Origin of the sequence: Stenotrophomonas sp. Nf1 (genome assembly GCF_003028475.1) — a bacterium.
Taxonomy (GTDB): domain Bacteria; phylum Pseudomonadota; class Gammaproteobacteria; order Xanthomonadales; family Xanthomonadaceae; genus Stenotrophomonas.
The window spans coordinates 1-15,117 of sequence record NZ_PYTV01000013.1 but is presented as its reverse complement, the minus strand read 5'-3'; the positions used below and the strand labels follow the sequence as shown (position 1 = coordinate 15,117).

Below are 15,117 nucleotides of genomic sequence, written 5' to 3'. Positions count from 1 at the left end.
AAAAGCCAATAGGCTTGCGTGATCGCCGGCGGCAGAATCAGTGAACGTCCTTCCAGTATTCCTTCTTCAGCAGATACAGCAGGAAGGTCAGCAGCGCCAGGAACAGGATCACCCAGACGCCCAGCTGCTGGCGCTTGAGCGCGGCCGGCTCGCCGGCATATTCGAGGAAGTTGGTGATATCACGCACCGCCTGGTCGTACTGGCCGGGGTCGACCGCACCAGGCGTTTCGATCTTCAGGCCTGTCACCGGCGGGTCCATCCCCGGCGCCTCGGGCTTGCCATGCACGGCGTGCTGCAGGCCCTGCATCTCCCACAGCGGGTTGGGCATGGACGCATTGGCGAACAGGGCGTTGTTCCAGCCCAGCGGGCGGCTGCTGTCCAGGTAGAACGACTTGAGGTAGGTGTAGACCCAATCGCTGCCCCGTACACGCGCGATCAGGCTGAGGTCCGGCGGCATCTTGCCGAACCACTTCTCGGCGTTTTCCTTGGGCATCGCCACCGGGATCGGATCACCGATCGCCGAGCCGGTGAAGTTGAGGTTGTTCATCACCTCTTCCTCGGTCAGGCCCAGATCCTCCGCCATCCGTGAATAGCGCAGGTACTTCAGTGCATGGCAGCCGGAACAGTAGTTCATGTACAGCTGCGCGCCGCGCTGCAGCGACGCCCGGTCACCGAGGTCGTTGCCGGCCTGCAGCAGCTTGGTGCCGCCTTCGGCGGCGGAGGCCAGGAAACTGCCCAGCATCAGGGTGGCCGCCAAGGCCAGCCGGACCATCCAGCGCTCAGTCATGCGTGGTCACCCTCTCCGGTACCGGCTTGGTCTTGTCCAGCCTTGTCCATAGCGGCATGGTGATGAAGAACGCGAAGTACAGGAAGGTCAGCACCCGCCCGATGTAGGTCTCGTGCACGTCGGTGCCCGGGCCGGAGCCGATCACGCCCAGCCACACGAAGCACACCGCCAGCACGCCCAGCATCACCTTCGAGATCCAGCCGCGGTAGCGCACCGATTTCACCCGCGCCTTGTCCAGCCACGGCACCAGGAACAGGATCGCGATGGCCGAGAACATCACCAGCACGCCGCCGAGCTTGTTCGGCACCACACGCAACATCGCGTAGTACGGGGTGTAGTACCAGACCGGCTTGATGTGCTCCGGGGTCACCAGGCGGTTGGCCTCGGTGAAGTTGTCATGCTCCAGGAACAGGCCGCCGAAACCGGGCGCGAAGAAGATGATGAAGGCGGCGATGATCAGCAGGAAGCCGGCGCCAACGCCATCCTTGAGCGTGTAGTACGGGTGGAACGGAATGCCGTCGGCCGGGGCGTTCGGCGACCAGCGGTTGCCCTTCGGGCCCTTCTTGATCTCCACGCCATCGGGGTTGTTCGAGCCCACTTCATGCAGTGCGCCCAGGTGCAGCACCACCAGCAGCAACAGCACCAGCGGCAGGGCGATGACGTGCAGCGCAAAGAAGCGGTTGAGCGTGGCGTCACTGGGCAGGTAGTCGCCCATGATCCATTCGGTCAGGCCGTTGCCGATCACCGGTATCGCGCCAAACAGCGAGATGATCACCTTGGCGCCCCAGAACGACATCTGGCCCCAGGGCAGCACGTAGCCCATGAAGGCTTCGGCCATCAGCACCAGATAGATCAGCATGCCCAGGATCCACACCAGCTCGCGCGGCTTCTGGTAGCTGCCGTAGAGCAGGCCACGGAACATGTGCAGGTAGACCACGATGAAGAACAGCGAGGCACCGGTGGAGTGCATGTAGCGGATCAGCCAGCCCCACTCCACATCACGCATGATGTATTCGATGGAGCCGAACGCCTCGGCGGCGTTGGTCTTGTAATGCATCGTCAGGAAGATGCCGGTGACGATCTGGTTGACCAGTACCAGCAGCGCCAGCGAACCGAAGTAGTACCAGATGTTGAAATTCTTCGGCGCGTAGTACTCGCTGACGTGCTTGCGGTACACCGGCATCAGGCCCGGCGCGCGGGCGTTGACCCAGTCGGCCACGCCGCTGGCGGTACGGCTGAGGATATTGGCCATCAGGCAGCCCCCTGCGGATCGACACCGATGATGATGGTGTTGTCGTCCTGGTAGTGGTGCGCGGGCACCTTCAGGTTGATGGGTGCCGGCACGTCCTTGAAGACGCGGCCGGACATGTCGAAGCGCGACTTGTGGCAGGGGCAGAAGTAGCCGCCTTTCCACTGCGGGTCATACGGTTCGGGCCGGATCTCGGCGACCATTTCCGGCGAGCAGCCCAGGTGCGTGCACAGGCCGACCAGCACCGAGATGTCCGGCTTGATCGAGCGCAGCTCGGGGTTCTGCTTGAGCACGTAGTCCGGCTGCTGGTCCTTCTCGCCGGACTCGGGGTCCTTGAGGCGGCCATCCAGCCCGTGCAGCGCATCAAGGATGGCCTTGGACCGTTTGACGATCCAGATCGGCTGGCCACGCCATTCCACGATCAGGCGTTGGCCTTCCTGCAGGGCGCTGATGTCGGCCACCACCGGTGCGCCGGCAAGCTTGGCGCGGGCACTGGGGTTCCAGGACTTGATGAAAGGAACTGCGGTGAATCCGACGCCGACGGCGCCCACCACGGCTGTGGTGGCAGAAAGAAAACGCCGACGTCCGGTGTTGACTGGATCGTGTACCCCATCGTTGGCCATCCGGCACTCCGATATTGATTAGGTAGCTTTAAGGCTGCCAGCGGATCCGGTGGGGGCCAGAGCCGCATTGAATCTTGGGCGAGTGTAGCGGAACCGTCGCGCGCCACACAACGCGGTGCAACAATATTTTGAAGCGCGTGCCGACTGACAGTCGGCACCTGCCTGTTCGAGGGGTTGCCGGCCAGCGGCCGGCACTACTGGTGACTCAGGGCGGTGCGGTAACGCTCGGCCAGCTGGCCGACCCGGCGCACGTAGTACTGGGTTTCGCTGTAAGGGGGCACGCCACCGTGGCGGTCGACCGCGCCTTCGCCGGCGTTGTAGCCCGCTGCGGCCAGGGTCAGATCGCCGTTGAAGCGCTTCAACAACCACGCAAGATACTGCACGCCGCCGCGGATGTTCTGCCCGGCGTCGTAGGAATCGCTTACGCCGAAACGGGCGGCGGTGGGCGGCATCAGCTGCATCAGCCCCTGCGCGCCGGCGCGGCTGAGCGCGGTCGGGTTGTAGGCCGACTCGGCATGGATGATCGCGCGCACCACCGCCTCCTCGACACCGAACTCGCGCGCGGCCGAGGTGATCTCGCTCTGGAAGGCCGTGGTGTTCAGACGCACCGTGCCGAAGTCGACCCGCGGGTTGACCCCGCAGGCATAGCAGCGCTCCATGAAACTGTAGCGGATGGTGCGCACCGGGCCGAGGTTGGCGACCTGGGTCGGGCGTGCGCTGGTGTAGTGACGTACGCCATCCTTCATGAAGGAATAGACCTGGCCACTGACCATGCGTCCGCCGCGAGACGCTGCCGGCGCGGGTGCGGCGGCGGGCGGCGGCGTCGGTGTGGCCACGGCCGGCGCGGCGGCACTGGCGGCGACCGCGACCGGATTGCGCTCGATGCTGGCCACCGTGGCCGTCGCCGGTTTTGGCGCCGCCAGCATGGGACGCGGCGCCGGGCGGGTGTCGCGGCTGTAGCTGATCGTGCTGCAACGGGCCCCGGCCACGCGCTTGCTGACATAGCTGGTGACGCCATCGGCGCCCTGGCACTTGAACAGGGTTCCGGCGCTGGCCGGCGCAGCGGTCAGCGCAGCGATGATGATCGCCGTTGTCCCCAGTATCCCCTTCATGGCGGCGAGTGTCCCAGCTTCGCCGGAACTTGCCAAGCCACGCGGCTCAGCCTGTGACCGGCGGCACAGCCAGCACCTGCCCCAGCCCGTCCAGCCGTTGGGCGAGCTCCTCACGCAGGCTGGGCGGCGTGGTCCACAGCGCCACCGGTACCCGGTCCAGGCTGAGAATCTGCGCCAGCATCATGCCGCGGCTCTCGGCACCCATGCGCAGCAGGCAGTGGTCGGGGCCATCCGCTTCCAGTACGCCACACCACGGCGGGACGCGGCCTTCCAGGTCGGCGCGGCTGCCGGCCAGGCGCACAATGGCCTGCAACGCGAACGGCGCCTGGCTGACCGCCTGCCGCACCATCACGTCCGGCGGTGCCGGGGTGCGCCGATGCAGGCCTGGCTCGGTGCACTCGCGCACCGCGCCCATCCGGTCCACGCGCAGGGTGCGCCAGTCCTGCCGCCCCAGGTCCCAGGCCAGCAGGTACCAGCGCCGTCCATAGTTGACCAGGTGCTGGGCCTCGACCTCGCGCTGGGTGACCGCATCCTGCGCGCTGCGGTACTCGAAGGCCAGCCGCGAGGCCTGCCGGCAGTGCTGGGCCAGCCGGCCGAGCAGGCGTGCATCGGTGGCGGGCAGATCGGACAGGGTGGCGGTGGCCGCATGCACTTCGCCCGCCTGCTGTCGACGGCGGGTCGGCACCAGCGGGTCGAGCTTGGACAGCAGACCGCGCGCGGTGTCATCGATGCCGGCGACGGTGGCCGAGGCCGCACGCAGGGCAATGGCCAGCGTGGTGGCCTCCTCCTCGTCCAGCAGCATCGGCAGCACCGGCGCACCGGCCCCGAGCTGATAGCCGCCGCCGACCCCGGCCGAGGCCTGCACCGGGTAGCCGAGTTCGCGCAGGCGCTCGATGTCGCGGCGGATGCTGCGCCGGTCCACGCCCATGCGTTCGGCCAGTTCGGCCCCCGACCACTGGCGGCGGGCCTGCAACAGGGCGATCAGGCGCAGCAGGCGATGGGCGGTATGGCGCATGAAGGATCGAGGACAGAAGTCGTCCGCAATAGTGCCTCAGGATGGCCTCCAGTTCACCACCCACTGCAAGGAGCACTGCCATGACCTCACGCCAGATCACCCTGTACCACGCCGCCCGTTCGCGCTCGAGCGGCGCGGTGGCCCTGCTCGAAGCACTCGGTGCCGACTACCGCATGCAGGTGCTGGACCTGAAGGCCGGCGCCAACCTGGCCCCGGCCTACCTGGCCATCAACCCGATGGGCAAGGTGCCGGCCATCGTCCACAACGGTGCGCTGGTCACCGAGCAGGTGGCGATCTACCTGTATCTGGCCGACCTGTACCCGGAAGCCGGGCTGGCGCCGCCGATCGGTGATGCCCTGCGCGGCCCCTACCTGCGCTGGATGGCCTTCTACGGCGCGTGTTTCGAGCCGGCGATGATCGACCGCGCGATGCGCCGCGACCCGCCGCCGCAGTCGATGTCGCCCTACAACGACGCTGAGACCGTGCTGCAGGTGATCGAGGCCCAGCTGGCGCAGGGGCCGTACCTGCTGGGCGAGGTGATGAGTGCCGCCGACGTGCTGTGGGGCAATGCGCTGGCCTGGACCACGGCCTTCGGCCTGGTGCAGCCGGCACCGGCAACGGCCGACTACATCGCCCGGATGAGCGCGATGACCGCCTTCGACCGATCGCGGCAGATCGATGCGGAGCTGGCGGCGGCGTAAGGGCGCCCGCCGGGCTTCTTTTGTAGAGCCGAGCCCACGCTCGGCTGCTCTTACCGCTCCCCATGGGGCAGCCAGGCATGGCCTGGCTCTACTGAAACCAGCCGAGCGTGGGCTCGGCTCTACAAGGGCGCGCGGCGGGCGGCGTGGGATGCGGGTAGAATTGCCGCCTTTCCCGCCACCCGAATGGATTAAGCGCCATGACCGGGACGCCAGACGTCTTTCCGCCCGCCACGCCGGGCGGTACCCCGCTCGTTGCCCTGCCCACTGGTCCGCGCAAGTCCGACCAGGTGAAAGGCAAGCTGTACATCAAGACCCACGGTTGCCAGATGAACGAGTACGACTCGGCCAAGATGGCCGACGTGCTCGCTGCCAGTGATGGCCTGGAACTGACCGATACTCCGGACGACGCCGACGTCATCCTGGTCAACACCTGTTCCATCCGCGAGAAGGCGCAGGAGAAGGTGTTCAGCCAGCTGGGCGTGTGGAAGGGCCTGAAGAACAAGGGCCGCGAGGTCATCATCGGCGTCGGCGGCTGCGTCGCCTCGCAGGAAGGCGAGGCGATCATCAAGCGCGCGCCGTTCGTGGACCTTGTGTTCGGCCCGCAGACCCTGCATCGCCTGCCGGAACTGATCCGCGCCCGCCGCGAGCAGAAGCGCCCGCAGGTGGACATCAGCTTCCCCGAGATCGAGAAGTTCGACCGCCTGCCGGAGCCGCGCGCGGAAGGTGCTTCGGCGTTCGTGTCGATCATGGAAGGTTGTTCCAAGTACTGCTCGTTCTGCGTGGTGCCCTACACCCGCGGCACCGAGGTCAGCCGCCCGTTCGAGGACGTGGTGGTGGAAGTGGCCCAGCTGGCCGCGCAGGGTGTGCGCGAAATCAACCTGCTCGGCCAGAACGTCAATGCCTATCGCGGCCCGTATGGCGACGGCGAGTTCGCCGACCTGGGCCTGCTGATCCGCACCATCGCCGAGATCGACGGCGTCGGCCGCATCCGCTTCACCACCTCGCATCCGCTGGAGTTCAGCGATTCGCTGATCGATGCGTTCCGCGACGTGCCGCAGCTGGCCAACTTCCTGCACCTGCCGGTACAGGCCGGCAGCGACCGCGTGCTGTCGGCGATGAAGCGCGGCTACACCGCGCTGGAATTCAAGTCGAAGATCCGCAAGCTGCGCGCGGTGCGCCCGGACATCTCGATCAGCTCGGACTTCATCGTCGGCTTCCCCGGCGAGACCGACGCCGACTTCGAGAAGACCATGAAGCTGATCGAGGACATCGGCTTCGATCACAGCTTCTCCTTCATCTATTCGCGCCGCCCAGGCACGCCGGCTGCGGATCTGGAAGATACGATCAGCGATGCCGAGAAGCACGCGCGCCTGTCGCGCCTGCAGGAGCGCATCAATGCGCACGCCGCCGGCATCTCCGAGAAGATGGTCGGCACCGTGCAGACGGTGCTGGTGGAAGGCCCCTCGCGCAAGAACCCGAACGAACTGACCGGCAAGACCGAGAACATGCGGTCGGTGAACTTCCCGGCGCCGGCACGGCTGATCGGCCAGTTCGTGGATGTGGTGATTACCGAAGCGCTGACCAATTCGCTGCGCGCGCGGGTGGTGGCCGAATAAAGTCAGGGTGTGCCGACCAACGGTCGGCACCTACCGGAATCGATGCCGGCCAGCGGCCGGCACTACCGGATGGCATGCCCTCAATCCAGGCGCTTGCGGAAACGCAGGATCGCCAGCGTCATCATCACCACGATGAAGGCCAGCAGCGCCAGCGCGTCGTGCCACAGCTCCCACAGCGAAGCACCGCGCAGCATGATGCCGCGCACCAGGCGCAGGAAGTGGGTCAACGGCAGCACTTCGGCCAGCCACTGCACCGGCCGTGGCATGCCGGCGAACGGGAACATGAAGCCGGACAGCAGGATCGACGGCAGGAACAGGAACAACGTCATCTGCATCGCCTGGAACTGCGAGCGCGCGCGCGTGGAGATCAACAGGCCCAGCGCGAGGTTGGCCAGCACCAGCAGCACCGCGGCCAGGTAGATATCCAGCAGGCTGCCGCGGATCGGCACCTGGAACAGCCAGGTACCCAGCACCAGCACCAGCGTGGTCTGCAGCAGGCCAATGGCCGCATAGGGCAGCACCTTGCCCACCATCAGTTCGCTGCGCGATACCGGCGTGGCAATCAGCAGCTCCATGTTGCCGCGCTCGCGTTCGCGGACCACCGCCACCGCTGTGAACATCACCAGGGTCATGGTCAGGATCACCCCGATCAGCCCCGGCACGATGTTCACTGCCGAGCGCCGCTGCGGGTTGTAGAAACTGGTCACGCTGACCTGGCCGCTGGCGATGCTGCCTTCGCGCAGCGGCCGTGTGTTGCTGGTCGGGCGCGTGTCGAGCGGCACCTGCGCCAGCTGGATCGCCGCGCTCTGCACCACGGTGTCGCTGCCATCGACCAGCACCTGTACCGCTTCGCGCCCATCGAAACGGCGACGCTCGAAATCTGCCGGCACCACGATGCCGACACTGATCTCGCCGCGGCGCAGCGCCTGCATCAGCTGGTCCGGACTGTAGGCTTCGCTGCGCGGGGTGATCACACCGGTGGCGACCATGTCCTGCACCAGCGCGCGCGAGGCCGCGCTGTTGGCCTGGTCGGCCACACCCGCATCAAGGTGGCGCAGGTTGAGATTGATCGCATAGCCGAACAGCAGCAGCTGCATCACCGGAATGCCGACGATCATCGCCAGCGTGATGCGGTCGCGGCGCAGCTGCCGCAGCTCCTTGAGCATGATCGCCCACAGCCGGCGCAGGTTCATGCCGCCGGCTCCCGGCCACGACCGCGGGTGGCGGCGACGAACACGTCTTCCAGATTCGGCGCCACCGCCTCGATGCGCGCCTGCGGATCGGCACCGGCCAAGGCGCGCTGCAACGTGGCCATGTCGGCCGCGTCTTCACTGCACAGTACGCGCAGCTGCGTGCCGATCTGCGCCACGCTCAGCACCCCGGGCAGTTCGGCCAGCGCGCGGCTGGCCTGGCGCGGCTGCGAAGAGGTGACCTGCAGCGTGCGCCCCTGCAGCCGCGCGCACAGTTCGGCCGGCGTGCCATCGGCCACCAGCGCGCCGCGATCCAGAATCGCCAGCCGGTGGCAGCGCTCGGCTTCATCCATGTAGTGGGTCGAAACCAGCACGGTGGTGCCGGCGTCGGCCAGTTCGAACAGCGCCTCCCAGAAATCGCGGCGCGATTCCGGGTCGACCGCACTGGTCGGTTCGTCGAGGAACAGCAGCTCGGGCCCATGCACCACCGCACCGGCCAGGGCCAGACGCTGCTTCTGCCCGCCGCTGAGCGTGCCGGCCAACTGCGGCTGCCGGTCCTGCAGCCGATACTGCTGCAACAGTGCATCGACGCGCTGTCGGGCCTGCGCGCGCGGCAGATCCTGGATGGCGGCAAGGAACTCCAGGTTCTCGCGCACCGACAGGTCTTCGTACAGCGAAAAGCGCTGGGTCATGTAGCCGATGCGGCGGCGCAGTGCTTCTGCCTGTTCCGGCACAGCGAGGCCCAGCACCTCGATCTGCCCCGCGCTCGGCTCCAGCAGGCCGCACAGCATGCGGATGGTGGTCGACTTGCCCGAGCCGTTCGGGCCGAGGAAACCGTAGACCTGGCCGCGAGGCACGGTCAGGTCGACATTGTCCACGGCCAGCAGATCGCCGAAGCGGCGGGTCAGGCCCTGCGCATGCACGGCAATGTCGTCGCCGGTGTTCAGAAGCTCACCCGCACCGGCAACCCGGCCGGCAGCTTCTGCATGTCGGTCGCCTCGTCCACTTCGATCTCGGCCAGGTAGCTCAGCCGCGCCACGTCGTCACCGGTCAACGCGTAGTACGGCGTAAATGAAGGCTCGCTGCGGATCGAGCGCACATGCCCCTTCAACGCAGCGCCCTGCCCTTCCAGATGCACCTGCGCGGCCTGCCCGACCTTGACCTGCAAGCGTAGCGGCTGCGGCAGGTAGACGCGTGCATAGGGACGCTCGCCGACCAGCATCACTGCCAGTGGTGCGCCGATCGGGGCCTGGTCGCCCTGCCGATAGGGCAAGGCGTCGACCACGCCATCGCGGGGTGCGCGCAGCTGCAGCTTCTGCAGGTTGACGCCCTGCACCACCTGCTGCGCCTGCGCAGCGTCCGCCGCCGCCTGGCCCTGGGCAATGTCCTGCGCGCGGCTGCCATGCACCAGCTCCAGCCAGGCCTGCTCGGCGGCGCGCACGCTGGCCTCGGCATTGCCGGCGGCCGCCCGCGCGCGGTCCAGCTCGGCGGCGGCGATCAGGCGCTGGCGTGCCAGCGGCTGCACCCGCCGGTAGTAGGCACTGGCCTCAGCGGCCTGCGCGCGCAGTGCGGTCAGCTGCGCCTGGGCCTGCGCGATCTGCTCCTGGCGCGGGCCGATCTTCAGTTCTTCCAGCTGCGCCTGTGCACGCGCGGTGTCGGCCTGTGCGGCGGCGAACTGGGCGTCACCGCGGGCCGGGTCCAGCTGCATCAGCACGGTGCCGGCTTTGACCTGCTGGCCTTCGCGCACCTCCACCGCTGCAATCACTTCGGCCGCCGGGGCCGGCACGGTGACCCGGTCCCATTCCAGCGTTCCCAGTGCAGTCGGTGGCGCCTGGCCACAGCCTGCCAGCAGGGCCAGGCCCACCAGTCCGAACCCACGCATGCCGTTGCCCATGTCCATCCCCTCCAGCGACGGCGCTACGGTGCCATCTGCCCCGTGCACCCGCGATGATGCCGATCCGCCCTGGCGGTTTTTTCGCCACGCCCTGGCAGGCCTTGTGCCGCCGGGGTCTGGCCCACCTATCCACAGGTTGATTCGGCATCATTCCACAGCTGGTGTGGAAAAGCGCAGGGGGATGGCCGGAATGCTCGCCTGGCAATGGAACGTGCGCCGGCGGCAGGATGGATCGCGCAACGGGGTGATCACCGAAACGCTGAGCACCCCGCTGCGCGCCCGTTGTGGTGGCCTGATTGCCCAGATCGGATCCCGCTGGAGCGCCGATCCCACCAGCACGGCAAGCCACAGCGGATGTGGAAAAGCTGCGACGTCAGAGCGGAGAGCCTGCGGCCAGAGGCCGGTCACGCCATCCATAGGCATCCTTGAGGAAACCACTGACCTCGTTGTTCTGGTAGGCGACAACGCTACGATCACTTTTACCGCAGTGCATCTCATCGCGTGATTCCGCGCCCGCCGCGATTTTTCCGCACACCAGCACGTGCTCGGGACGTCCTCGCCGGTCGAAGTGAAACACCCTGTAACCTTCGCCCGACCCCTGGAGCACGCGTGCATCGAATCCGTCTGCAGCGATGGCGTCTTCCGGCATCGGTACGTCAGGATTCACCCTGCCATTGATGACCTGCACCAGGCGTCCAGCCTTATCGTAATCCTCCTGGCGATAGACCGGCCCGGAATCGCTGGCCCAGGCCCGCCGGCGCAGTGCGTGGGAATCTGCATCAAACACTTCGTGAACCCGCATCTTCTCCGCAACGCGATGACTACGGATCCGGGGATAGGTCGACAGTTGCGAGAACCCATTCATTCCCACCTCGGCGGGAATGGTGACGTTGACGAAGTCGTACCGCAGGTCTGCACCCTTCACGCCCAGCCGGGTAACGGCATCCTGATAGAGAGGCTGCGCATCGGCCGGCAACAGATCCCCTTCGATGCTGTTGATCGCGTAAACCCCCAGTTGCTGATCCATCCGGGCCATCGCATAGGTCTCATATCCGTAGACGCTCCGCTCGGACGGCCTAATGTACTCCGCAACGCCGGTCCACCCGGACGTACCCCTGACCGATGCCAAGACATTCCGTCCCATCGATGGCGACGGCGGCGTTGATCTGACAGAGGCGTACATCCGGCCATCTTCATCGAGCAGGTATCGTTGCACCAGAGCGTTGCCTTGATCCATCTGATCACAGGTCAATCCCTCTCCACCTTGGCGCAGACTGGCCGAGGTTGGCTGCGCCGACCATGTCGGGCGACTGTGCTTGTCATACTTCATGCAGTTCAATATCTGGCTGAACAACGTGCCATCCGATCCACGCCCGTGCTTGCGGATCTCGACAAGGCGTTCCTGGTCGTCGTAGAGATAATCACGAGCTTCGGCGAGCACGAAGTCCTTGGATATCGTCCGGAGAAGTCCGGCAGCTGCCGTTCTAGCTGAAGGATCAATCTCGACGTCGGTAGGAGGGGACAAAGGCACCTCGCGGGACACCAGGCCGGCCGCTTCGGAATTCCAGCTATCAGATCTTTGGCTCCGCCACAGCTCCTCGCGGCAGACACGCTCACCGGCCCCGCCTTCCGACTGGACGTACACAATGCTCCCACCCAACAGCGAGAAGGGAAGCGTGCGTGAGGCCGAATTCGAACGACTGAGCCTGATCTGCGGAAGCGAGAGCCGACCATCAGCCATGGGCGATGCTTCTCTCAGCTCCGTTGCATAGTCATCGATCAGAGGGGACGTCAGAACGCTGATGTACTCCATCTTCCAAGGGGAAACCCAAGGATCGTCTGCCACCTTATCCCCACAGGCCCAGGCCGAGGAGCTGAGCACGACACACGCCAGCATCACGCCCGCTGCCCGCCGCCCCGCCGCTGACCACCCGCGCTTCTGCTGATGTTCCGCACCTATCGACTTCATTTGACTGCCTCCTGGCATGCACCCTTGTACGTAGAGCGCTTTACTCGTTACTCGCCCGGCAAACCGAGCTTCGTGGTACCGAAGCCGTACTTGGTTTCCATCAGCGTCTTCACCGGGCCCATGCCTTCCACGCTCATCTTGCCGTCCGGCGTACCGCAGCGTGTACCAACCTGCGTCCTGGCGTACTGCAGCTCGGCTTCGCGACTGCGCTTGGGCCGAGGATCGGGCTCCCACCAGGGGAAATGGGCATAGGGCTTGTTGGTCGAGACTTCGTAGCGCCAGCACACGAACGACAGGGTCTCTCTACCGGCAGCGTCATAGTCGTACACGCGGTAAGAGCTGTAGCCATTGGTGAGCGGCGTGAGCTTCAAAACGCCCTTCTCAGCGTAGGCGCGCAGGTTTTCGGTGTAGCCGTCGTCACCAGAGACCGGGCCGGACAGAATCACCCGCGTAAGCTTGCCCTTTGCGTCGTAGTTTTCCTGACGATTCAGGTCCAGCGTGCGCCACTGGCGTTCGCTCGGATGCTTTGCCTGCGGTCCGAATACTTCGAAAATCCTGCTATCCGAACGGTGCAGATACTCACGCACACGGGTATAGCCTGTGACTCCTTCAAAGTACCCCTTAGCGACCTCTGGAGGAACACGCTCACCCGGGAACGTGTACCGCACCTCCTGCGACACGCTCCGACTGCGCTCTGCGAAAACTGGAGTGGCGTCAGATGGAACCAGCGTAGCGGAAGGGCTTTGCACCCCTACAAGCCCTCGCTTTTCGCTGCCATAGAAGCGAATGCCGACGATCCGTTTCAATTCAGCATCGTCGACATTGACGAAGCCCCCCACAGTCCAGGCACCATCGGTCGCCTCCGTTCCAAGGCCGGTGTCCTCGCGGTAGGGATCCTCACCTGGCTTACGGGTGGCCTGCTTGACTACATCGGAAGCGCGCAATCCATCCGGCCGATAAGTGAAGTACCGAGTGGTAACGCGGGATGGCACATCGCGGAGCTGTGAACACTGGAACTCTGGCTTATCCGAGACAATCAACCCAGAACTCTCATTTGCCACTTCTATGCGACCATTTTCGTCGTAGAGTGCACAGAACGTTGTGACCCTACGCCCTTTCGCATCAACATTCTGAATCGAAGTCAATCCACCAGCCGAGTCATAATGGAGCTCATAGCTCCTGTTCAGCTCGAAATAGGGATACACCGGCCTCACAGCAGGATGCAGGCTCTCAGGCGGCGCCTGCCCAATCAATTTGGATTCCCGCCTCTTCCACTCTTCAACGCGGCACAGCCGTTGCCCTTGAGCGCTTTCTTGCAAGTAATAAATAGCACCACCATTCGAGTTGAACGGCTGATTGTGCAGCTCACCGAGGTTTGGTTCGACACTGATCCGTACGTAGGGGGCAACTTTGTTCGCGCGACTAAGGCTGGCGCCTACCGCATCCACCTCGTCCGATGGGCTTGGCCTGAACTTGATCACCATCCCACCATCCTGAAACCGGAGGCCCTTCTCATTTGACGAACCGCAGTCTGCAAGCGCGGTTTGCACTCCACACAGGGCCCCCAAGGCCACCATCGCCCTCAACAGTAGATGCCCACTCATACCTGCTCTCCGTGCCCCCAAGAACCATGTCGACCCGAGTACGCTAGTTCAGTTGACCGATTTCCCTCAATAGGTACGACCGCGATGATCTCGTTCGGCATCGCTGCAGCCGGATCATCCATCTCACTCCCCCAGAGAAGTGGCATGGTCACCCAGAAGCCCTGAATCCCGCGGCGCGTTTGGGTACCTCTGAGGAAATCCGTCGCCTTACGCACGTCATGCCGCCCCACTGCGCCGTTCACGTAGTCGTTCACAACACTTGGCTCCTGCATGAAATCTGGCTGCAGATCTGCCGGCTGCGCGTAGAGCATGCGCCTCACGTGCCCTTTGTCACTAAGACCTGCCGCCGGGAATCCATGAAACACAGAGTCGTAGCGAGGGAATGAGTCGCGAGGGACATTCGTGAAGACACGCTGATAAGCTTCCGAATTGGCATCCGCAAGGCCCCTGATTCCCGTCCAAGTTCTTGCACTTGCCGGTTTGTCGACCTCCAGGGTTGGAACTTTTTCGCTGAACCATGGGTAGTAGTCTTCGGTTGCATTAGAAAAGACGAATTGCTTCCCCCCCTTCTCAGGCTTCGTCTCAAGCGCCTGCCCCAGGAACTTCCTCCAAAGCTTCATCCGCAGATCCCGCGCAAACTTCCGGGTTATCACCTGCAAGCCATTGCCCAGGTCCATCGACTTGGCCGCACCATCCACGATCACTGCGGCTATCTCGGTATCGCCCGTGCCCAGCAGGCTGCGGTCGTTGCAGTTCGCACTTCCAATGATGGCCACGGCGTCGTCCACGATCAGCAGCTTGGAGTGTACGTAACACTGCTCGGTCACCACGTACAAGGGGGTGGCCTGGTCCGCGCCGATCGTATGCGGTGCGTAGTGGTTCTTATGGTTGACGTCGGCAAGGACCCCATAGCTTCTCAGGTTCATTACCGACAGATATTCCTTCCAGCGCCCGGCCTTCACCTCTGCCTGCAGATCGGCCTCTTCCACGCTCGCTTCGCGGATGTCCTTGTCGCGCGCGATCAGTGAACGGCAGATACTCCGGATCAGGCTGCGGTCACCGCGCAGCAAGGTCTGTTGCACCCAGTACTGCTGCTTCAGCACGGCACCGTCGAACAGGCTGCCTTCCGGATGCACGGGCAAGGTGATGTACACATGGAAGCCCTGCCCTGCCACGATGGCGCGGCGGATGCGCGCGGCGATGGCCGCCACCAGCGGGTTGCTGGCCGCAGACTTCACGCCCTGCTTGCGCTTCACCAGGTCCTGCACGACGCCGGTTTTGCCGATCCGGCCACTCATGGCCACGCCCTTGTCGACGTAGCCGACCTTCTTCTTCTCCGCTTCGGTCATGGGCCGCC

General features: G+C 65.0%; 13 protein-coding genes. 2 read left to right on the top strand and 11 right to left on the bottom strand.

Translation table 11 applies throughout. The annotated features are described in order from the left end of the window. Positions 1-37: 37 nt before the first annotated feature. From C9412_RS18935 to C9412_RS18915, 5 genes are all read right to left on the bottom strand, one after another. Positions 38-787, bottom strand: coding sequence for a cytochrome c1 (locus tag C9412_RS18935; protein WP_107233029.1), 750 nt, complete (start codon positions 785-787; stop codon positions 38-40). After that, positions 780-2,039 carry a cytochrome bc complex cytochrome b subunit gene (locus C9412_RS18930; RefSeq protein ID WP_006429450.1) on the bottom strand — a complete coding sequence of 420 codons (1,260 nt, stop codon included), beginning with the start codon at positions 2,037-2,039 and terminating at the stop codon, positions 780-782. The genes C9412_RS18935 and C9412_RS18930 overlap by 8 nt, the downstream gene beginning before the upstream one ends. Then, complete coding sequence (gene petA / locus C9412_RS18925) at positions 2,039-2,659, bottom strand: ubiquinol-cytochrome c reductase iron-sulfur subunit (RefSeq protein ID WP_004151998.1); 621 nt, start codon at positions 2,657-2,659, stop codon at positions 2,039-2,041. Before petA ends, C9412_RS18930 begins: the two co-directional genes overlap by 1 nt. Positions 2,660-2,853: 194 nt before the next feature. Beyond that, on the bottom strand, positions 2,854-3,771 hold the full coding sequence (locus C9412_RS18920; protein ID WP_107233028.1) for a lytic transglycosylase domain-containing protein: 918 nt from the start codon (positions 3,769-3,771) through the stop codon (positions 2,854-2,856). Positions 3,772-3,817: 46 nt separating this feature from the next. Further along, on the bottom strand, positions 3,818-4,786 hold the full coding sequence (locus C9412_RS18915) for a WYL domain-containing protein (RefSeq protein WP_107233027.1): 969 nt from the start codon (positions 4,784-4,786) through the stop codon (positions 3,818-3,820). 80 nt (positions 4,787-4,866) lie between these two features. On the opposite strand from C9412_RS18915, the gene C9412_RS18910 reads away from it, so the two are divergent. Together C9412_RS18910 and miaB are read left to right on the top strand one after the other, a co-directional pair. Further along, the gene (locus C9412_RS18910; RefSeq protein WP_107233026.1) at positions 4,867-5,487 is read left to right on the top strand and encodes a glutathione S-transferase; all 621 of its coding nucleotides are present in this window, start codon (positions 4,867-4,869) and stop codon (positions 5,485-5,487) included. A gap of 197 nt (positions 5,488-5,684) precedes the next feature. Further along, the gene (gene miaB, locus C9412_RS18905) at positions 5,685-7,103 is read left to right on the top strand and encodes a tRNA (N6-isopentenyl adenosine(37)-C2)-methylthiotransferase MiaB (RefSeq protein ID WP_107233025.1); all 1,419 of its coding nucleotides are present in this window, start codon (positions 5,685-5,687) and stop codon (positions 7,101-7,103) included. An 80-nt stretch (positions 7,104-7,183) separates the two neighbouring features. Here miaB and C9412_RS18900 read toward each other — a convergent pair whose 3' ends face one another. From C9412_RS18900 to C9412_RS18870, 6 genes are all read right to left on the bottom strand, one after another. Next, positions 7,184-8,296, bottom strand: a complete 1,113-nt coding sequence (locus C9412_RS18900) for an ABC transporter permease (protein WP_008265309.1) — start codon at positions 8,294-8,296, stop codon at positions 7,184-7,186. Further along, entirely contained in the window at positions 8,293-9,216 is a 924-nt protein-coding gene (locus tag C9412_RS18895) for an ABC transporter ATP-binding protein (protein WP_107233024.1), read from the bottom strand. The genes C9412_RS18900 and C9412_RS18895 overlap by 4 nt, the downstream gene beginning before the upstream one ends. Positions 9,217-9,236: 20 nt before the next feature. Next, complete coding sequence (locus C9412_RS18890) at positions 9,237-10,193, bottom strand: HlyD family efflux transporter periplasmic adaptor subunit (protein WP_107233023.1); 957 nt, start codon at positions 10,191-10,193, stop codon at positions 9,237-9,239. A gap of 367 nt (positions 10,194-10,560) precedes the next feature. Continuing rightward, positions 10,561-12,156 (bottom strand): hypothetical protein, encoded by a 1,596-nt coding sequence (locus C9412_RS18885; protein ID WP_107233022.1) that lies wholly within the window; start codon positions 12,154-12,156, stop codon positions 10,561-10,563. A 47-nt stretch (positions 12,157-12,203) separates the two neighbouring features. After that, entirely contained in the window at positions 12,204-13,640 is a 1,437-nt protein-coding gene (locus C9412_RS20640) for a hypothetical protein (protein WP_146161742.1), read from the bottom strand. A gap of 116 nt (positions 13,641-13,756) precedes the next feature. Then, the coding region (locus C9412_RS18870; protein ID WP_258190361.1) for a phospholipase D-like domain-containing protein at positions 13,757-15,117 on the bottom strand (1,361 nt) is incomplete at its 5' end.